General features: G+C 67.4%; 20 protein-coding genes. 14 read left to right on the forward strand and 6 right to left on the reverse strand.

The features are described from left to right. The first annotated feature begins 87 nt into the window (after nt 1-87). Entirely contained in the window at nt 88-885 is a 798-nt protein-coding gene (locus ACZ5ZX_RS13565; RefSeq protein WP_465502301.1) for a 2-keto-4-pentenoate hydratase, read from the forward strand. After that, nucleotides 882-1,643 carry a 2-keto-4-pentenoate hydratase gene (locus ACZ5ZX_RS13570; protein WP_465502302.1) on the forward strand — a complete coding sequence of 254 codons (762 nt, stop codon included), beginning with the start codon at nt 882-884 and terminating at the stop codon, nt 1,641-1,643. The genes ACZ5ZX_RS13565 and ACZ5ZX_RS13570 overlap by 4 nt, the downstream gene beginning before the upstream one ends. Here ACZ5ZX_RS13570 and ACZ5ZX_RS13575 read toward each other — a convergent pair. Both ACZ5ZX_RS13575 and ACZ5ZX_RS13580 read right to left on the reverse strand, forming a co-directional pair. After that, nucleotides 1,624-2,508 (reverse strand): alpha/beta fold hydrolase, encoded by an 885-nt coding sequence (locus tag ACZ5ZX_RS13575; RefSeq protein ID WP_465502303.1) that lies wholly within the window; start codon nt 2,506-2,508, stop codon nt 1,624-1,626. The genes ACZ5ZX_RS13570 and ACZ5ZX_RS13575 overlap by 20 nt on opposite strands. 32 nt (nt 2,509-2,540) lie before the next feature. Then, complete coding sequence (locus tag ACZ5ZX_RS13580; protein WP_465502304.1) at nt 2,541-2,732, reverse strand: hypothetical protein; 192 nt, start codon at nt 2,730-2,732, stop codon at nt 2,541-2,543. Nucleotides 2,733-2,902: 170 nt separating this feature from the next. Here ACZ5ZX_RS13580 and ACZ5ZX_RS13585 point away from each other — a divergent pair, with 170 nt between their 5' ends. Further along, complete coding sequence (locus ACZ5ZX_RS13585; RefSeq protein ID WP_465502305.1) at nt 2,903-3,325, forward strand: hypothetical protein; 423 nt, start codon at nt 2,903-2,905, stop codon at nt 3,323-3,325. Here the strand turns inward: ACZ5ZX_RS13585 and ACZ5ZX_RS13590 are convergent. Beyond that, nucleotides 3,322-3,777: a cupin domain-containing protein gene (locus ACZ5ZX_RS13590; RefSeq protein WP_465502306.1), complete on the reverse strand. Its 456-nt coding sequence runs from the start codon at nt 3,775-3,777 to the stop codon at nt 3,322-3,324. The two genes, ACZ5ZX_RS13585 and ACZ5ZX_RS13590, sit on opposite strands and share 4 nt — an antisense overlap. 60 nt (nt 3,778-3,837) lie before the next feature. On the opposite strand from ACZ5ZX_RS13590, the gene ACZ5ZX_RS13595 reads away from it, so the two are divergent. Genes ACZ5ZX_RS13595 through ACZ5ZX_RS13610 form a run of 4 tightly spaced genes read left to right on the forward strand, consistent with a single transcriptional unit; the run spans nt 3,838 to nt 9,067 of the window. Then, nucleotides 3,838-4,392, forward strand: coding sequence for a TetR/AcrR family transcriptional regulator (locus ACZ5ZX_RS13595; RefSeq protein ID WP_465502307.1), 555 nt, complete (start codon nt 3,838-3,840; stop codon nt 4,390-4,392). Nucleotides 4,393-4,430: 38 nt separating this feature from the next. Further along, nucleotides 4,431-6,023, forward strand: coding sequence for a 2,3-epoxybenzoyl-CoA dihydrolase (boxC, locus tag ACZ5ZX_RS13600; RefSeq protein WP_465502308.1), 1,593 nt, complete (start codon nt 4,431-4,433; stop codon nt 6,021-6,023). 5 nt (nt 6,024-6,028) lie between these two features. Next, nucleotides 6,029-7,450 carry a benzoyl-CoA 2,3-epoxidase subunit BoxB gene (boxB, locus tag ACZ5ZX_RS13605; RefSeq protein WP_465502309.1) on the forward strand — a complete coding sequence of 474 codons (1,422 nt, stop codon included), beginning with the start codon at nt 6,029-6,031 and terminating at the stop codon, nt 7,448-7,450. An 18-nt stretch (nt 7,451-7,468) separates the two neighbouring features. Next, nucleotides 7,469-9,067, forward strand: a complete 1,599-nt coding sequence (locus ACZ5ZX_RS13610) for a benzoate-CoA ligase family protein (RefSeq protein ID WP_465502310.1) — start codon at nt 7,469-7,471, stop codon at nt 9,065-9,067. Nucleotides 9,068-9,102: 35 nt separating this feature from the next. On the opposite strand, the gene ACZ5ZX_RS13615 is transcribed toward ACZ5ZX_RS13610, so the two are convergent. Then, nucleotides 9,103-9,552: a MarR family winged helix-turn-helix transcriptional regulator gene (locus ACZ5ZX_RS13615; protein ID WP_465502311.1), complete on the reverse strand. Its 450-nt coding sequence runs from the start codon at nt 9,550-9,552 to the stop codon at nt 9,103-9,105. Between the two features lie 99 nt (nt 9,553-9,651). Between ACZ5ZX_RS13615 and ACZ5ZX_RS13620 the strand changes: the two genes are divergently transcribed. The 4 genes from ACZ5ZX_RS13620 to ACZ5ZX_RS13635 are packed head-to-tail and all read left to right on the forward strand — an operon-like array spanning nt 9,652 to nt 12,808. Then, entirely contained in the window at nt 9,652-10,617 is a 966-nt protein-coding gene (locus tag ACZ5ZX_RS13620; protein WP_465502312.1) for a ring-cleaving dioxygenase, read from the forward strand. Next, entirely contained in the window at nt 10,614-11,219 is a 606-nt protein-coding gene (locus ACZ5ZX_RS13625; RefSeq protein WP_465502313.1) for an alpha/beta hydrolase, read from the forward strand. Before ACZ5ZX_RS13620 ends, ACZ5ZX_RS13625 begins: the two co-directional genes overlap by 4 nt. 36 nt (nt 11,220-11,255) lie before the next feature. Then, the gene (locus tag ACZ5ZX_RS13630; RefSeq protein ID WP_465502314.1) at nt 11,256-12,404 is read left to right on the forward strand and encodes a dipeptidase; all 1,149 of its coding nucleotides are present in this window, start codon (nt 11,256-11,258) and stop codon (nt 12,402-12,404) included. Between the two features lie 38 nt (nt 12,405-12,442). Continuing rightward, nucleotides 12,443-12,808, forward strand: coding sequence for a LapA family protein (locus tag ACZ5ZX_RS13635; protein ID WP_465502315.1), 366 nt, complete (start codon nt 12,443-12,445; stop codon nt 12,806-12,808). Nucleotides 12,809-12,897: 89 nt separating this feature from the next. Here ACZ5ZX_RS13635 and ACZ5ZX_RS13640 read toward each other — a convergent pair whose 3' ends face one another. Next, nucleotides 12,898-13,740 (reverse strand): maleylpyruvate isomerase family mycothiol-dependent enzyme, encoded by an 843-nt coding sequence (locus ACZ5ZX_RS13640; RefSeq protein ID WP_465502723.1) that lies wholly within the window; start codon nt 13,738-13,740, stop codon nt 12,898-12,900. Between the two features lie 80 nt (nt 13,741-13,820). Here ACZ5ZX_RS13640 and ACZ5ZX_RS13645 point away from each other — a divergent pair, with 80 nt between their 5' ends. The 3 genes from ACZ5ZX_RS13645 (at nt 13,821) to ACZ5ZX_RS13655 (ending at nt 16,727) form a co-directional block, all read left to right on the forward strand. Further along, on the forward strand, nt 13,821-14,603 hold the full coding sequence (locus tag ACZ5ZX_RS13645) for an Abi-alpha family protein (RefSeq protein ID WP_465502316.1): 783 nt from the start codon (nt 13,821-13,823) through the stop codon (nt 14,601-14,603). A gap of 7 nt (nt 14,604-14,610) precedes the next feature. After that, nucleotides 14,611-15,855 carry a DUF445 domain-containing protein gene (locus ACZ5ZX_RS13650; RefSeq protein WP_465502317.1) on the forward strand — a complete coding sequence of 415 codons (1,245 nt, stop codon included), beginning with the start codon at nt 14,611-14,613 and terminating at the stop codon, nt 15,853-15,855. 191 nt (nt 15,856-16,046) lie between these two features. Beyond that, nucleotides 16,047-16,727 (forward strand): transposase, encoded by a 681-nt coding sequence (locus ACZ5ZX_RS13655; RefSeq protein WP_465502724.1) that lies wholly within the window; start codon nt 16,047-16,049, stop codon nt 16,725-16,727. Nucleotides 16,728-16,818: 91 nt separating this feature from the next. Here ACZ5ZX_RS13655 and ACZ5ZX_RS13660 read toward each other — a convergent pair whose 3' ends face one another. After that, on the reverse strand, nt 16,819-18,075 hold the full coding sequence (locus tag ACZ5ZX_RS13660; RefSeq protein ID WP_465502318.1) for an HNH endonuclease signature motif containing protein: 1,257 nt from the start codon (nt 18,073-18,075) through the stop codon (nt 16,819-16,821). Nucleotide 18,076: the final 1 nt, after the last annotated feature.

The following is an 18,076-nucleotide window of genomic DNA, read 5'->3' on the forward strand; positions in this document are numbered from 1 at the left end:
GGCCTAATCTCCTCGTACCGGCCAGTGGAACGGGCGTCTTGTGCGGGCCGAAGTGAGGAGGCAGAGTTCGGCTGTCGGAAGGAGCCCATGGACGCCAGCACGCTGCAGGAGGCCGCGGCCGCGCTGCTCAGCGCGTACGAGACCGGCAAGCCGATCGCGCCTCTGATCGAGACGTATCCCGCGGCGACGCTGGAGGACGCGTACCGCATCCAGCAGCGGCTCGTCCGCCACTGGGTCGAACGCGGCGACGACGTGCGCGGGCACAAGGTCGGCCTCGCCTCCGCCGCCATGCAGCGGCAGATGGGCGTCGACCAGCCCGACTACGGCCACCTGACCGCCTCGATGTTCCACCTCGAACACCAGCCGATCCCGATCGGCGGTTTCCTGCAGCCGAAGATCGAACCGGAGATCGCGTTCGTGCTCGGCTCGCGGTTGCGCGGCCCCGGTGTCACGGTGGCGGACGCGCTGCGGGCGGTCGACTTCGTGGTGCCGGCACTGGAAATCGTGGATTCCCGTATCCAGGACTGGAAGATCGACATCGTCGACACCATCGCGGACAACGCGTCCTCCGGCGGGGTGGTCCTCGGCAGCAGGCCGACCGCGATCGGCGACATCGACCTGCGGCTGGTGGGCTGTGTCCTGCACCGCAACGGCGGGATCGCGGCCACCGGTGCCGGTGGCGCGGTACTCGGCTCACCGGTGAACGCGCTGGTGTGGCTCGCGAACACGGTCGGACCGCTCGGTGTCGCGCTGGAACCGGGCCACGTCGTGCTGCCGGGTTCGATGACGCGCGCGATCCCGGTGAGCCCCGGCGACACCGTCGTCGCGACGATGGCGGGGCTCGGCAGTGTCACCGCGAAGTTCTCCGGGGAGGAACGGCCGTGAGCCTTGGGGTGCGGGAGGCGGCGGAAGCGCTGCTGTCCGGGGAAGAACGCGAGCCGCTGACAGACTCGTGGCCGGCTTTGGACGTCGATACCGCTTATGCGATCCAGGACGAGGCGTTGCGGCTTCGGCGGGCTCGCGGCGAGACCGTGGTCGGCGTCAAGCTGGGCCTGACCTCGCGCGTTATGCAGCAACGGATGGGAATCGACTCGCCGTTGCTCGCGTGGCTGACCGACGCGATGGTCCTGCCCGCCGGCGTGCCGGTGCCGTCGCTGATCCACCCGCGTGCGGAGCCCGAGCTGGTTTTCGTGCTGGGGAAACGACTCGCGGGCCCCGGCGTGACAGCGGCGACCGCGATGGCGGCGGTGGACCGGGTGCACGGCGGCATCGAGATCGTCGACAGCCGCTACCGTGACTACCGGGGCAAGCTGCCGGACGTCGTGGCGGACAACGCTTTCTCCGCGTATTTCACACTGGGCCCGGTCGGCGTCGAACCGTCCGCGCTGGATCTTTCGCTGGAGGCGACGCTTTTGGAGGTCGACGGCGCCATCGTCGACACCGCCACCGGCGCCGCCGTGCAGGGGCATCCGGCGGAGGCCTTGGCACTGGCGGCCAACCTCCTCGGCACCCGAGGTCTCGCGCTGGAGCCGGGGTGGATCGTCCTCACCGGCGGGATGACGGACGCCGTCGACCTTCGCCCGGGTTCACGGGTGGCCGCGCACTTCTCGCATCTGGGTTCGATCACGCTCGCCGGGTCTTGACCTCGGCGCGCTCCGCCGTCCGGAGCAGGCCGCGGACGAGCCGGGGCCAGATCGCGCGCGGGAGGTCGTGCCCCATCCCGGCGACGATGTCCAATTCGGACTCTCGCAAGGCGCGAGCCGTTGCCCTGCCACCGGAAACGTGCACGAGCGGATCCCTCGAACCGTGCACGACGAGTGCGGGCACCTGGAGTTTCCGCAGCGCGCGGAAGCGGTCCCGGCTCGACAAGATCGCCGCCAGCTGGCGTGCGGTACCACCGGGGTTGACGCCACGGTCGAAGGAGCGTTCCGCGCGCTCCCGCATCCGGGCCTCGTCGAAGGGATAACCCGGCGAGCCGATGACACGGAACGTGCGCAGCAGGTAGTCGACATACTGCTCCCGATCACGCGGCGGAGCCGAAAGCAGCATCGCCATCGCCTTGGCACTCGGCCGTCCGACGAACCGGTTGCCGGTGGTCGACATGATCGACGTCAGCGAGCGCACCCGCTCCGGATGCTCGATGGCCAGGGTCTGCGCGACCATCCCGCCCATCGACGCGCCGACGACGTGCGCGCTCTCGAGGCCGAGTTCGTCCAGCAGCGCGGCGGCGTCGTCCGCCAGGTCCTTCAGCGAGTACGGCGCGACGCGCAGGGTGTAGGCCAGCGGCAGGTTCACCCGTCCCGACAGCCTGCTGGAGCGCCCGGCGTCCCGGTTGTCGTAGCGGATGACGAAGAACCCTTCGGCCGCGAGGTTCTCGCAAAGTTCGTCGTCCCACCAGATCATCTGCGAGGCGAGGCCCATGATCATCAGCAACGGCCTGCCGTCCGGTGAACCGAACGTCTCGTAACACAGGTGGATGCCGTTCACCTCGGCGATCGTCTCCGGCATTCCGACAGTGTGACCGGTGACGGCCGAAACGGCTACGCGTCCTCGATGTGGACGGCCTCACTCTCCGGCCCGGCGGAGCGCTGTGTACCCGCATAGTCGGCGACCTCGTCCGATTCGGTGTCTTGCGGTTCACCGCCGTCGGGGGTCGTGAGCTGAACGGCCTCTTCGGACGCGTCCGCGGGGCCGGGACCGTCCGCTGCTTCGCGGTTTTCTTGGTCGGACACGATTCCTCCTGGTGGATCGGGGTCTTCGCCGACCGGTTACCCGCTGCGCGCGCGGTTACTCACCGCACAGTGCAAGGTTCCAGGCGCACCGGACGAAAGTCCCTTCAGCTCCCCAACGGCTTCCGCTACTCTCTCGCTAGAGCGATCTATCAAATCGCAAGGGGGCGAACATGGACGTTCTTCAGGGCCGAGGGCTCACTGTGCTGCGGCTGATCCTGACCTTCACGGTGCTGTCCACCACGCTGCACTACGCGCACAACGTCATCCGGGCGGCGGACTACCCGCAGATCGAGGGCATCCCGGTCGGTGTCGCCGCCACCTTGGTCGTCGTCGCCTACGTTCTCTTCACCGCGTTCGGCTTGCTCGGCTACCGCGATTACCTGCGCGGACGCTACTGGCGGGCACTCGCGTTCCTGATGGTCTATTCGCTGTCCGGGCTGGCCAGCCTCGGCCACTTCCTGGTCGCCGTGCCGCGGATACCGGCCTTCTGGTTCGCCACGATCTACACCGACACGGCGGCCGCGCTGCTGCTGTGGGCCTTCGTGACTTGGGCCGCGACGAAGCTCAACCGGGTGCCCCTGCGCACCGCCTAGCCGCTGTAAGTGATGTGGTGGGGCGCGGCGATCTTGGTGATCTTCTCCGGATCGATCGCGCCCTCGGTGAAGACGGCCGGTCCCGCCTCGAACAGGTCCTCCAGGTAGTGCTCCCAGCCACCGGGGGAGGAGATCTGGAGGACCCGGGGCGGTGCGGAGACCCGGCGCAGGGCGTGCGGGACGCCGCGCGGCAGCAGGACGAACGTGCCTTTGGTCGCGACATGGCTCTCGTCGTCGAAATCGATCCCGAGTTCGCCTTCGAGGACGTAGATGCACTCGTCGGCCTCGTGATGCACGTGTCGCGGGATGTCCAGGGCGAGGGTGACCTCGAGTAGCGAGAACCTCGTCTCGGTGTCCTCGGTCATCGCCTTGACGCTGAACGCACTCGGCAACGGCACCCGGCCAGGTCGCGCCTCGCCGGGTTTGAGCAGCAGGAAACGGTCCTTCGACATGCTAGACTTCCCATCATTCGGAAACGGACTCCGTTTCCACTTAATCGCGAGGAGGTCAGCTTGTCAACCAAGCCGCGTGCGGACGCGGAGCGCAATCGGGCGCGGGTGACGGAGGCGGCGCGTGCGTTGTTCGCCGAACGCGGCGACGACGTGCAGATGCCGGAGATCGCCCGCGCGGCCGGCGTCGGGGTGGGGACCGTGTACCGCCATTTCCCGGATCGTCAGGCGCTGGTCGAGGCGGCCGCGGAGCATCGGTTCGCGGAGATCGAGGACTACGCGCGGACGCACTGCTTCGGCGAAGATTCCGGGCTGGAGCGCTACTTTCGCCATGTCGGCGAGCTGCTTTCCGGCGATCGTGGTCTCACCGCCGCCATCGACGCGGCCCGGGGGCGGCCGGGGAGTGAGCCCCGCGGCACCGCTCGCGGGAGCCTCGAACGGGTGGTCGCGGAGGTCATCGCCCACGATCGGGCGGCGGGTCTCGTCCGGCCGGACTGCACCGTTTCCGACGTCTATCTGCTGGTCGGCGCCCTTTCGTCCGTTATCCGCGCCGGTTCCGACTGGCGCCGGTTCCTCGACCTGGTCCTTCCTGCTCTCCGTGACCAACTTTCTACATAACATTGACGCTCAATATCGAGATGTAGACAATTGGTGGGGTGACGCGGACCACATCGGTGACGTTCGAACGTCATCCCAGCGGCTACCGGCATTGGAAGCTGGACGTCGACGGCGACGTCGCGTGGCTCGAACTCGACGTCGACGCCGACGGTGGTCTCGTACCGGGTTACGAGCTCAAGCTCAACTCGTACGACCTCGGCGTCGACATCGAGTTGTACGACGCGACGCAGCGTCTGCGGTTCGAGCATCCCGAAGTCCGTGTGGTCGTCGTGACCAGCGCGAAGGACAACGTCTTCTGCGCCGGCGCGAACATCCGCATGCTGGCCTCGTCGTCGCACGAGTGGAAGGTGAACTTCTGCAAGTTCACCAACGAGACCCGCAACGCCATGGAGGACGCGTCGGCGAACTCCGGCCAGCTCTACGTCGCCGCGGTCAACGGCACCTGCGCCGGTGGTGGCTACGAGATCGCGCTCGCCTGCGAGAAGATCCTGCTGGTCGACGACAACTCTTCGACCGTCGCGCTGCCGGAGGTCCCGCTCCTCGGCGTCCTCCCCGGTACCGGCGGGCTCACCAGGCTGGTGGACAAACGCGGGGTGCGGCGGGATCTCGCCGACGTCTTCGCCACGCGTCCCGACGGCATGAAAGGACGGGCCGCCGTCGACTGGCGCCTCGTCGACGAACTCGTGCCGCGGAAGGGTTTCCGCGAAGCCGTACTGGCCAAGGCGAAGGAACTCGCGCGGACGAGTGATCGGCTCGACGGCGACGGTGTCGAACTGTCGCCTCTTACGCATCGTTACGTCGACATCTCGCTGGGCACGACCGAAGCGACGATCACCGTCAAGGGGCCCGAGGCTGACGGCGGCTGGCTGCTGGACGTCACCCGCGAACTGGACGACGCGATCCTTCGCCTGCGCACCAACGAACCCGAACTCGGCACCTGGGTGCTCCGCACCGAAGGCGATCCGGCGAAGGTTCTGGAGCACGAACGTGCCGTGTTCGACGCGAAAGACGTTCTGAACAACGAAATCGTCCACTACTGGAAGCGGACGCTCAAACGGCTCGACGTCACCAGCCGCAGCCTGATCGCGCTCATCGAACCTGGTAGCTGCTTCGCCGGGCTCCTGCTGGAACTCGCGCTCGCCGCGGACCGGCAGTACATCTTGGACGGTCCCCCGATCGACGACGAAGACAGTGAAGAACGTGCGTCGATCGTGTTGTCCGAAGCCAACTTCGGCAGGCTGCCGATGAGCAACGGCCTGTCCCGCCTCGAATCCCGGTTCTTCGGCGACCCCGATCACGTCATGAGGCTCGCGGAAGAACGCGGCAAATCGCTGAGCCCGGCGGAGGCGAACGACCTCGGCCTGGTCACCGACGCCCCGGACGACCTCGACTGGGAAGACGAGGTCCGGATCGCGCTGGAAGGACGGGCTTCGCTGAGCCCTGACGCGCTGACCGGAATGGAGGCGAACCACCGGTTCGTCGGACCCGAGACGCTGGAAAGCAAGATCTTCGGCCGCTTGGCCGCTTGGCAGAACTGGATCTTCACTCGTCCGAACGCATCCGGGCCGGAAGGCGCGTTGCGTCGCTACGGTACTGGTCAGAAGGCCGTCTTCGACAGGAAGCGGGTTTGAGTCCCATGCCCACCAAGATCGATTACGACGCCAAGATCCCCAACAACGTCGATCTCTCCGGGGACCGGCGGCTCCAGCGGGCACTGGAGGGCTGGCAGCCGAAGTTCCTGGACTGGTGGGGCGAAATGGGCCCCACACTGCGGACTCAAGGGGTCTACCTGCGTACGGCGGTCAGCGTCGGCCGGGACGGCTGGGCACATTTCGACCATGTCAACGTGCCGGACTACCGGTGGGGGATCTTCCTCGCGGAGCGCGACCCGGACCGCGTCATCACCTTCGGCGAGCACCAGGGCGAACCGGCCTGGCAGCAGGTGCCCGGTGAGTACCGCGCCGATCTGCAGCGGCTCATCGTCATCCAGGGCGACACCGAACCCGCGTCGGTCGAGCAGCAGAAACTGCTGGGGCTGACCGCGCCGAGCCTTTACGACCTGCGGAACCTCTTCCAGGTCAACGTCGAAGAAGGCCGCCATCTGTGGGCGATGGTGTATCTGCTGCACGCCTACTTCGGCCGCGAAGGCCGTGAAGAAGCGGAAGCCTTGCTGCTCCGGAATTCCGGAAGTCCGGACGCTCCGCGCATCCTCGGCGCTTTCAACGAAGAGACCGCGGATTGGCTCGCCTTCTACATGTTCACCTATTTCACCGATCGCGATGGCAAATATCAGCTCGGCACGCTCAAGGAAAGCGGCTTCGACCCGCTTTCCCGCACTTGTGAATTCATGCTCAAGGAAGAGGCGCACCACATGTTCGTCGGCACCACCGGCGTCGACCGTGTGGTCACCCGCAGTGCCGAGCTGATCCGGGAGCGCGACACCTTCGACATCGCCGGACACGGCGGGATCCCGCTCGATCTCATCCAGCGGTACCTGAACTTCCACTACACCGTCTCACTCGACCTGTTCGGCGGCGAGACCTCGACCAACGCGGCGAACTACTACACCGCCGGGCTGAAAGGCCGCTGGCAGGAGGGCCGCCGCAAGGACGACCACCGGCTCACCGACGCCGCCGGGTCGCTGTCCCGTCCCCGCGCCGACGGCACCTGGGAGAGCGAGGAACATCCGGCCATCCTGCTGCTGAACCTCGACCTGCGGGACGAGTACCGCGCCGACTGCCAGACCGGGGTCAACCGCTGGAACAAGATCCTCGACGAGGCCGGTATCGACTTCCGATTCGTCCTCCCGCACCCTGGATTCAATCGCGAAGTCGGCATAAACTCCGGCCACCATGTGACGCCCGACGGCACCGTAGTCGACGAGCGGACGTGGTTGGCCGGCAAACGCAAGTGGCTGCCCACTCCCGAAGACCTGACCTTCGTCCGATCGCTGATGCACCCGGTGTACGAGCGAGGAAAGATCGCGAGCTGGGTGGCGCCGCCACGCCAGGGCATCAACGGGAAACCGTTCGACTACGAATACGTTTACCTGAGCTGAGCCGATAGAAGGTGCGCCGTGACCGCTGCAGCTACCGGGTTCAACGCGGCGAGCTATCTGCTCGAGGCGCATCTGGCGGAGGGGCGCGGCGCCAAGCCCGCGGTCGTCTCGCCGAGGCGGAGCCTTACCTACGCCGAACTCGTGGCCGAAACCCGCCGGGTCGCGGCCGGGCTGCGCGCGATCGGCGTCCGCCCGGAAGAGCGGGTCCTGTTCTGCATGGTCGACGACGTCGAACTGCTCACCGGGATCCTCGGCGCGATGCTGGCCGGGGCGGTCGCGGTGCCGGTGTCCACCATGGTCACCGGGCTGGACCTCGGCAAGCTGCTCGCCGATTCGCGGGCCAGGGTCCTGTGTGTTTCCGGCGAGTTCGCCGCGCAGGCGACGATCGCGCTGGGACTGGCGCCCGAGGTCACCGACGTCGTGCTGGACAGGGCGAAGGCGGCCGAACTGCCGTCCGGGGTCCGCGTGCACGACTGGAGCGATCTGTCCACAGTGGACGAGCACGGTTTCGAACCGGCGACGACCTGGGAGGATTCGCCCGCGCTCTGGCTGTACACCTCGGGGACGACGGGTAAGCCGAAGGGGGCGATGCACCGGCACGCCGGCATCCGCGCGGTCTGCGAGACGTACGCGCGCGGCGTGCTCGACGTCGGCCCGAACGACCGGTTCCTTTCCGTCCCGAAGCTGTTCTTCGCTTACGGCTTGGGGAATTCGGCGTTCTTCCCGCTCGCGGCCGGCGGGACGACGCTGCTCGAACCGGCCCGCCCGGCCCCTGGACTGATCGCCGCCAGGGCACGCGCGGAGCGGCCGACGCTGCTCTTCGCCGTCCCGACCTTCTACGCGGCACTGCTCGCCAGCGACATCCCCGACGACACGTTCGCGTCGGTACGCCAAGCCGTTTCGGCGGGGGAACCGTTACCGGCCGTGCTGTACGAGCGGTTCCGCGACCGGTTCGGCGTCGAGATCATCGACGGGATCGGGTCGACGGAGGCGCTGCACATCTTCCTGTCCAACCGGCCGCGCCAAGTCCGGCCGGGCACCACGGGGGTGCCGGTCCCCGGCTACGAAGTCGCCCTGCGTGACGAGCACGGCGCGCCCGTACCGGACGGGCAGCCCGGTGAACTCTTCGTCGCCGGACCGTCGATCGCGACCGGATACTGGGCGCGGTACGAGACGACGAAGCGGGTCTTCCAGGGCGAATGGCTGCGGACGGGCGACAGTTTCGTGCGCAACGCCGACGGGACCTACACCTGCCTCGGCCGGTTCAACGACATGTTGAAGCCCGGCGGGATCTGGGTGTCGCCCACCGAGGTCGAGGAGCGGCTGCTGCAACATCCGGCGGTCGCCGAGGCCGCCGTCGTGGCCGCGTTCGACGCCGACGGCATCGAGAAACCGGTCGCTTGCGTGGTCGGCGTGCCCGGCCACCGGCTGGACGCGGACGAGCTGATCGACTTCTGCCGCGCCGGGCTGGCGTCGTTCAAACGCCCCCGAGGCGTCGTCGAGCTGGGCGAACTGCCCAAGACGGCGACCGGGAAGATCCGGCGCAACGTCATCCGTGACCTCGTCCGGGACATGTACGAGGTCCGGGACCCCGCCCCGCCGCATTTAGTCCTCTGAACGCGCGTCGCCTTTAGCGGGCTAAACGCGATCAGTCAGGTGCCGTTGACGGTGCGGAGGGTGCGCATGGCCTCGGCCAGGGCGTGCGCGTCGTCACCCAGTGGAGTCAAAACGATGCGCCGCAGGATCTCCGCGCACGCCTCGCGCGCCTGCAGGGCGACGTCGAGGCCGTGCTCGGTGAGCGCGGCGAAGGTGACGCGCCGGTCGTCCGGACTGGGTACCCGGCAGATCAGGTCCGCGGCGACCAGCCTGTCCGCGACCTTGGTGAAGCCGCCGCTGGACAGCGCCGCCTCGACGGCCAGCCGCGTCATCGGCATCCGGTGCTCCGGCGAGCGCACCAGCCGCAGCAGGATGTCGAACGACGCGGGCGCCAGGCCGAACCGCTCGGCGATCTCGCCCATCAGCCGGTTTTGCGTGGCCAGGTAGCCCTCGATCACCAGGCCCCACCACGTGACCACTTCGTCGTCGCTCGGATCCGCTGTCACGGGCGCGAGCCTACACCGGGAACTCTTTCAGGAATATATCTTGCGCGCGAGAGGTTCTGGGGTTAGCTTGTTCTCACCGGCTCCCAGAGGAGGGGCACCATGTCGATCAAGACCTCCGGCCTGCACCACGTCACCGCCATCGGTGGCGACCCCCAGCGCAACGCGGACTTCTACACCAGGGCGCTGGGCCTGCGGCTGGTCAAGACCACCGTTAACTTCGACGACCCCGGCACGTACCACCTCTACTACGGCGACCAGTCCGGCAAGCCCGGCTCCCTGATGACGTTCTTCCCGTGGAAGGACGCGCCGAAGGGCCGCCACGGCACCGGCCAGGCGACCACGACGTCGTTCTCCGTGCCGGAAGCCTCGCTCGGCTGGTGGAAGTCGCACCTCGCCGAAAGCGGCGTCGAGACGAGTCAGATCCGCAACTCCGACGGGGAAGAGACGCTCACCTTCCTCGACCCGGACGGACTGAAGCTCGCGCTCGTCGCGCATCCCCAGGGTGATCCGCGCGACCCGTGGGACACGAAGCTCGTCCCCGCCGAACACGCCATCCGCGGGCTGCACTCCGTCACGCTTTCGGTGTCCAAAGAGGACGCGACGGCCGGCATGCTGACCGACGGCCTCGGCCTCACCTTCCAGCACCAGGAAAGCAACCGCCTGCGGTTCTCCGCCGGTGAAGGCGGCCCCGGCGCGCTCGTCGACGTCCTCGTGACGCCGGACGCCCCGCGCGGGCTCGTGGCGGCGGGCACCGTGCACCACGTCGCGTGGCGCGCCCCGGACGAAAAGACCCAGGCCGCCTGGCGTGACGAACTGATCGACGACGGCGTGAACGTGACGTCCATTTTGGACCGTCAGTACTTCCGTTCGATCTACTTCCGTGAGCCGGGCGGCACCCTGCTCGAAGTCGCGACCGACGAACCCGGCTTCGCGATCGACGAACCGCTGCTGGAACTCGGCCGCGCGTTGAAACTGCCGCCGTGGCTGGAGCCCAAGCGTGACGACATCGAGGCGATGCTGCCGAAGCTGGACCTCCCGAGCGAGAACAACCCGGAAGCACGATGACCGGATTGGACCACAAGTACGTCGAAGGTTCACCGGACGAGCCGGTGCTGTTGCTCCTGCACGGCACCGGCGGCGGTCCGGACGATCTGGTGCCGCTCGCGCGACGGCTGAGCCCGGGGTCGGCGCTGCTCGCGCCGGCCGGGCCGGTGTCGGAACACGGTGCGGCACGGTGGTTCCGGCGCCTGGCGGAAGGCGTTTTCGATCACGAGGACGTCGTCTTCCGCGCGAACCAGCTGGCCGATTTCGTGCTCGCTTCGCGTGCGGCCTACGGCATCGAGGGCAGGCGGCTGGTCGCCATCGGATTCTCCAACGGCGCCAACATCGCAGCCGCGGTGACGTTGCTTCGTCCGGACGCCGTTCGCGAGGCGGCGCTGTTCGCGGCGATGTCCCCCGTTCCTTCGCCGCCACAACACGATTTGTCCGGAACGCGGGTGTTCCTCTCGAATGGCGAACAAGATCCGATGGCGCCGCTCGCGTCGGCGGAAGCACTCGTCCGTGCCTTGCGCGAGCGCTCCGCGGACGTCGTCGCGCACCGCCATCCCGGTGGACATCAGGTGACGGACAACGGTTTGGTCGCGGCCGCGGAATGGCTCAACCCGTAGCGTGAAGAGCAAAGTAGACGGACGTACCATCGCCCGATGACTAATGGCGACCTGGTTCGCGCCAAGGCCCTGCTCGAAAGGGTGCTCCTCGCGGACGGGCACAACGATCTGCCATGGGAGCTGCGGGTCACGACCGGACCGGATCCGGTCGAGGCCGCGGCGGGTACGGATCTCACGGTCCGCCAGCCGCATCTGCACACCGACTTCCCGAAGCTCGCCGAAGGCAGGCTCGGGATGCAGTTCTGGTCCGTCTACGTGCCTTGTCAGTACGAAGGACACAGCGCGGTCACGGCGGTGCTCGAACAGATCGAGATCGTGCACCAGATGGTCGAGCGCTACCCCGATCGCCTGACGCTCGTCGACACGGCGGACGAAGCCGAAGCCGCGTTCCGCGACGGCAAGATCGCCTCGCTGCTCGGCGCAGAGGGCGGCCACAGCATCGCCGAATCCCTTGGCGTGCTGAGGATCCTGCGCCGCCTCGGCGTCCGCTACATGACGCTGACGCACAACTACAACACCACGTGGGCCGATTCCGGTACGGATGAGCCCGAGCACAACGGCCTCACCGACTTCGGCCGCGACGTCGTCCGTGAGATGAACAAGATCGGCATGCTGGTCGACCTGTCGCACGTCGCGCCGAGCACGATGCGCGACGCGCTGGCGGTCAGTTCCGCGCCGGTGATCTTCAGCCACTCCTCGTGCCGCGCGGTCAACGACCACCCGCGCAACATCCCCGACGACGTCCTGGAAACCCTGGCGGCCAAGGACGGTGTCGCGATGGTGACCTTCGTGCCGGGCTTCATTTCGCCGAAGGTCGCCGAGTGGGACGACCAGCTGCGCCAGGACATGGATGCCGCGGGCCAGGACTACCGGAACCTCGACCAGCGCACCAAGTTCACCGCGGAGCGCGGCGGTCCCGAGAAGCCGAAGGCGAGCATCGGCGACGTCGTCGCGCACATCGAGCACGCACGCGAGGTGGCCGGTGTCGACCACATCGGCCTCGGCGGTGACTACGACGGAGTCGCGACCTTGCCCGAAGGCCTCGAAGACGTTTCGAAGTATCCGGTGCTGTTCGCCGCGCTGCTGGAGCGCGGCTGGAGCGAAGAGGATTGCGCGAAGCTGGCCGGGAAGAACACCTTGCGCGTGCTCCGCGCGGCGGACGAGGTCACCCGTTCGGACGCTTGAGGGCGCGATCAACGACACTTCGGCGGACACTGTCCTGCATGACGCAGCCGCACGAGGGTGCCGCCGAGGTTCCGGTCGAGCCCGTCACGCCGCCCGAAACCGCTGGCGGCGCACGCCACAGCGGTAAGTTCGACGCCGTCCCGAAGCTCAAACGCACGCGCGTGAGCGGGACCTGGATCGCCGTCATCGTGGCGCTGGTCGTGCTGGTGTTCCTGCTCGTGTTCATCCTGCAGAACCAGGACACCGCGACGGTGCACTTCCTCGGTATGTCCGGGAGCATGCCGCTGGCCGTCGCGATGCTGTTCTCCGTGATCGCCGGCGGCGCGCTGGTCGCGCTCGTCGGCGGCGCCCGGATCCTGCAGTTGCGCAAGCAGGCCAAGAAGTCCCGGCACCTGCAACGCTGAGCTGAGCTGAGCTGAGCTGAAGGACGCTTTCCCCGCATGCGATGCGAGGAAAGCGTCCTTCACCGCGTCTTATGCGGCGATGGGCCCTTTCAGCTCACGACGATCGACGTCATCCCCAGCACGAGGCCGCAAACGTTTTCGTCCCCCTTGGCGGTGACCCGGTCCAGGTCCGCGGGGTTCCGGGTGCACAGCCGCCAGAAGGTGTCCGCGTCCGTCGTCACCGAGGCCAGCGGCGAGCGTGAGGTCGGGGAGACGCGGTCGATCTCCCAGCCCTCGGCGGTCCGCTGGGCCGTCCACTTCCCGCCGCCCTGGCCGGCGACGGTGTAGACGACCTGCCTGCCCGGCCGTGCGTCGACGTCACGCAGGGTGTGCGGCAGTGCCCGCATGAAGGTGTCGACCACCGGCCCGCGGAACTCGCGCTCGTCGAGCGTCCGCGCGCCCACGGCCTCGCGGATCTGCTGCTGGTGCACCCAGAACTCGGTGTACTCGCGGGCGACGTCGAGCCAGACCGGCGCCGGTTCGTGCCCGGCCCAGCTCACCGGCTCGCCGAGGGCGTCGAGGTCGGCGCGGCCCCACATCTCGGCGATCTGCGAGGTGCTGTCCACGAGCATGGAAAAGAGCACTTCGGGCGACAGCCGACGGCACGCGACCACCCATTCGTCGTTGATCCGGTCGAGGAACCGCCCGAAGGGCTCGCCTTCGCGGGGCGCCGTCGTCCGGTAGTCGTCGCGATCACGGGAGAGCCTGCCGAGCTTGTCGCCCAGGATGTGGGCGGCGAGATCGTGCACCGTCCAGCCCGTGCAGACCGTCGGCGCGGCCCACTGCTCCGCGTCGAGTCCGGTCAGCACGTCGAGCAGGGCCTGCTCCTCCCGCGCGAACAGCGGGAGGACGTCGATGGGTGGTCCCCAGCGAGTGAAGCTCATACGGACCATCCAAACACCCGCGTCGATCACAATTTCGGCCATTCGGCCTACTCGCAGGTAGCATCAGCGCGAACGCGAGGGGAGTGCCCGTGAGCAACGATCGACCCGCCGGTGACGACCTGGCCGCTTTCGCCAAACGCGCGGGACGGCTGGCGGGCTGGGCCGCCCGAACGGGCATCGAGTACACCCGCAAACTCCCTGGTGTCGACATCGCCGAGCAGGTCATCAAACAGGGCGAGCGGCAGCTGCTTTCGGAGCTGCGGCGCCGTCTCGACGAGGTCGACGACCCGTATCACGCGGCGCTCACCGCCGCGTCCGCGATGAACCGGCCCGACGCCGACGGCTCCCGCCCGGTCGAAGCGACCATCACCCTCGTGCACACTCGCGCCCACCTCGAACCGCTCCGCGCGGCGATGGCGGAACTGCTCAACCACTCGATCGGCTTCGGCCGCGAACGCGCCCGCGAGTACCTCTACGCCATCATCCTGCGCCAATTGACGCCGGACGAGGCCCGCATCCTTTCCGCCCTTTCCGACGGCTCGCCGTTCCCCGCCGTCGACGTCGCCGAGCGGACCAACCTCGGCGGTGCCGGACGGTTCGTGCTGCGCAACGCCTCCACCGTCGGCAAGGCCGCCGGGGTGTCCCTGCCCGATCAGGTGCCCGGTTATCTCACCCGGCTGATCGGGCTCGGCCTGGTCGAGCTGGACGAAGAGGTGCCCTCACTCGACACGCAGTACGAGATCCTGCTGACCGACGAGACCGTCCGCGAGGCGGAGAAGTCGGTCAAACGGGCCAAGTTCGTCAAGCGCACGGTGCATATTTCCCGGCTCGGCGCCCAGTTCTGGCAGGCCTGCGACCCGAGCGCGGGCTGACCCCGGCATGGGTGCGTTCTTCGAGGGGATCCTCGCCGACTTCGCCCAGCATTGGCCGATCTACGTCTCCATCCCGATCGTCGCCGCCTTGATCGGGTACACCACCAAACTCGTCGCGATCCGGATGATGTTCCAGCCGGTCGAGTTCATCGGGATCAAACCGTTCCTCGGCTGGCAGGGCATCGTGCCCAAACGCGCCGCGCGGATGGCGAGCATCGCCTGCGACACGATGACCGAGCAGCTGATCAAACCGGCGGAGGTCGTCGCCAGGCTCGATCCCCAGCGCATCGCCAAGGAGATCGAAAAACCACTGCAGGCGGCCGTCGAGGACATCGTGCGCGACGTCGCCGCCCACTATCAGCCGGGGCTGTGGGAATCGCTGCCCGTGCGGGTGCAGCGGCTGGTGATCCAGCGCGTCCAGGCCGAGACGCCGAAGATGGTCGCCGCCGTGCTGGAGCTGATCAAGTCCGATGTGGACAGTGTGTTCGACCTCAAGGGCATGGTGGTCACCGCACTGGTCAAGGACAAACGGCTGCTGAACCGGATCTTCCAGGAGGCGGGCGACAAGGAGTTCAAGTTCATCGCCCGCTCCGGCATCTTCTTCGGCGGGCTGATCGGCGTGATCCAGATGGTCGCGTGGGTGCTGTTCAAATTCCCGCTGATCATGCCGCTGTTCGGCCTCTTCACCGGCTGGTTCACCGACTGGCTCGCGCTGCGGATGATCTTCTACCCGCTCGAAGAGCGCCGGTACTTCGGCGTGCGCTGGCAGGGCCTGTTCCTGAAGCGGCGCGGCGAGGTCGCGGAGGCGTACGGCGCGCTGATCGCGAAGGAGATCATCACCCCGCACAACGTCATCGAGGCGGTGCTGCACGGGCCGCTGTCGGATCGGGTGCTCGGGCTGATCCAGCGTCAGCTCGACGCGCAGCTCGGCCGCCGCGTCGGGGTCGGGAAACCGCTGGTGGTGTTCGCCGTCGGCAGTAGGCGATATCAGGACATGAAGCTGAACATCGCCGAGAAGATCATGGACAAGCTGCCGGAGACCATGCGGTACATCGAGGACTACGCGAACGACGCGATGGACATCCGGAACGTGCTGGTGACCAAGATGAAGGAGCTGTCACCGCGCGAGTTCGAAGGCTTGCTGCGACCGGCGTTCCAGCAGGACGAATGGATCCTGATCGCGACCGGCGCCGTCCTCGGCTTCGCAGTCGGTGAGGCCCAGGTGCTCCTCCTGGAACACTTCGCCGCCTGACCCCCCGCCCCTCCCGCGTTTCGTCCTCTCAATGCCCAGTGTTTGAGGGCGACGAAGCTCTTAGAGCCTGTCTTTGATGCCGGTTGTGGGTATGGGGCGGGCCTCTGCTAGTGATCTAGACACCACATCAAGATCATTCCCAGCAGAGGCCCGGTCTCCCTTTGTACTCGATCACCGATCGGCCCACGTCAGTGGGCTGTCGTACCCGCCGCTATCCCTCGGGCACTACCGATGCCGAGTGGGCGTTGTTCGAGCCGTTGCTGCCCCGGCCCGCGTGTGAGGGCCCGTCGGGTGGCCGTCCGGAGAAACATCACCGCCGCGCGATCGTGGACGCGTTGCGGTATGTCACCGACAACGGCATCAAGGCCGCCGAAACCGTCGGCAAACCCAGCCGAGGGTACGACGGCGGAAAGAAGATCGACGGCCGCAAACGCCATATCGCCACCGACACCCAAGGACTGCTGCTGGTAGTCCTGATCACCGCGGCCAGCGTGCAAGACCGCGCCGCCGCCCGAGACCTGCTCTCGGCGCTGCACACCGCCTACCGCGGCACCACCTGGGTCTGGGCCGACGGCGGCTACACCAGCAAAGCACTCGCCGACTGGGCCAAAGACACGCTGCGTCTGACCTTCGACATCGTGAAGAAGATCCTCGGGCAGACCACCTTCATCATCCTGCCCCGGCCGCTGGGTCGTCGAACGTACCTTCTCCTGGATCACCCAAGCACGCCGCAACGTCCGCGACTACGAACGCCTCACCGACCACTCCGCAGCATTCGTCAACAACGCCATGATCACTATGATGACCAGGCGCCTGACCCGCCGAAAAACGCGAGCCAGGACCACCTGACCAAGTTCCAAGACAGGCTCTGAGTCGACAACCGACCTACCAGGAGCTTCGCCACGTTCACAGCGCCGACACACCTACCCCATCACCAGGATGAAAAAGGCTCATTGTGTCGGTCTATGTCCTGAGGTGCATGGTGTTGCGTCTCGGAGTTCCGGTGGGGTCGAGATAAGCAGGAGGGGTGAATTCGGGGAGTCCGTCTTGGGCGATCTGGACTTTCCATTCGCTGTGGTGGATCAGCCGGTGGTGCTTGGTGCAGAGGAGCACGAGATTGTCGATCTTCGTTTCGCCGTGGTGCCGCCAGAAAACGATGTGGTGCGCGGTGCAGCGGGGTACGGGCATGTCGCAGCCCGGGAAGGCGCAGCCCCCGTCGCGGAGGGTCAACGCGTACTTCTGGGCCAGCGACACCGTCCGTTTCGACCGGCCGATGTCGAGGGGTTCGCCCGCGGTGCCCAGAACGCCGGGCCGGACGCGGGCATCACAGGCCAGGATGCGGGCGTCGGTGGCGCTGATCGGCCCGACCAGATCCAGATGCGCCTCACCAAGGTCGTTGATCAGGTCGTCGTAGGACATGGTGACGAGGATGTGCGTGGCCTCGCCCGCCTGCCCAGGCAGGTTCCGGCTGGTGGTCTTGAGCCGCACGTAGTCGGTGAAGGCGTCCCCGTAGCGTTCGTCGTGGGTGCGGGAGTCCCGGACCCCGTCGATGGCTTTGTGTGGTTTGGCCATCGGGTCGAGGTCGGACTTCAACCGCGCATACGTCTCGAGATCCAGCCGGGCCTTGAGCCCGAGGGTGCCGTCGCGGTGTTTGACGAACCGTAACTCCGGCCGGGTGTCTTTGGGGTCTTCGTTGCGGGGTTCTTTGCCGTCGGGATCCAGCTTGTCCAGCAGGCGTCGTCCGGCGCGGGCGATCTGCCGAGGACCAGCACACCGGGCCAAGTCGACGAGGATCTTCTCCCCACCCCGCACCGCCTCCTCCGACACCGTGGACGGAATCCGGGCGAGAGTGCGGATGATCGCGTCGATCTGGCTGCCGCCGATCGCGCCCTCCGCGGCGGCTTCCGCGGTCAACGGCGCCAGCGGCGGCTCAGGATCTCCACCGATAGACGGCCCCGGATGCAACGCCAAGACCCGGTCGGCACGGGCCCCGGCTTCCGCGTCCGTGACCTGAAAGTCCTCGAAAATCATCGCCGCCAATGTGGAATGGCCGGAGCAGCCGCGGATACCGCGGGAATTGATTTCCGCGAGGATCGCGTACTGCTCCGCTTCCAACTGCCGTTTCAAGACTTCGATTTCCTGTTTGCGGGCGTGCAGCGTCGCAGTATCGGCGCGCCACCACTCGGAGCGCACCACCTGGGAACTGTTTTCGCTGGCCACG

The sequence above is a fragment of the Amycolatopsis sp. NPDC033938 genome, from assembly GCF_055575975.1.

Excerpts from the sequence above, each read along its gene's own strand:
- ACZ5ZX_RS13585 (WP_465502305.1), top strand. The coding sequence starts at position 2,903 with ATGGACGTTCTTCAGGGCCGAGGGCTCACTGTGCTGCGGCTGATCCTG.
- ACZ5ZX_RS13620 (WP_465502312.1), top strand. The coding sequence starts at position 9,652 with ATGTCGATCAAGACCTCCGGCCTGCACCACGTCACCGCCATCGGTGGC.
- ACZ5ZX_RS13575 (WP_465502303.1), bottom strand. The coding sequence starts at position 2,508 with ATGCCGGAGACGATCGCCGAGGTGAACGGCATCCACCTGTGTTACGAG.
- boxB (WP_465502309.1), top strand. The coding sequence starts at position 6,029 with ATGCCCACCAAGATCGATTACGACGCCAAGATCCCCAACAACGTCGAT.
- ACZ5ZX_RS13635 (WP_465502315.1), top strand. The coding sequence starts at position 12,443 with ATGACGCAGCCGCACGAGGGTGCCGCCGAGGTTCCGGTCGAGCCCGTC.
- ACZ5ZX_RS13650 (WP_465502317.1), top strand. The coding sequence starts at position 14,611 with ATGGGTGCGTTCTTCGAGGGGATCCTCGCCGACTTCGCCCAGCATTGG.
- ACZ5ZX_RS13565 (WP_465502301.1), top strand. The coding sequence starts at position 88 with ATGGACGCCAGCACGCTGCAGGAGGCCGCGGCCGCGCTGCTCAGCGCG.
- ACZ5ZX_RS13625 (WP_465502313.1), top strand. The coding sequence starts at position 10,614 with ATGACCGGATTGGACCACAAGTACGTCGAAGGTTCACCGGACGAGCCG.
- ACZ5ZX_RS13590 (WP_465502306.1), bottom strand. The coding sequence starts at position 3,777 with ATGTCGAAGGACCGTTTCCTGCTGCTCAAACCCGGCGAGGCGCGACCT.
- ACZ5ZX_RS13630 (WP_465502314.1), top strand. The coding sequence starts at position 11,256 with ATGACTAATGGCGACCTGGTTCGCGCCAAGGCCCTGCTCGAAAGGGTG.
- ACZ5ZX_RS13640 (WP_465502723.1), bottom strand. The coding sequence starts at position 13,740 with ATGGTCCGTATGAGCTTCACTCGCTGGGGACCACCCATCGACGTCCTC.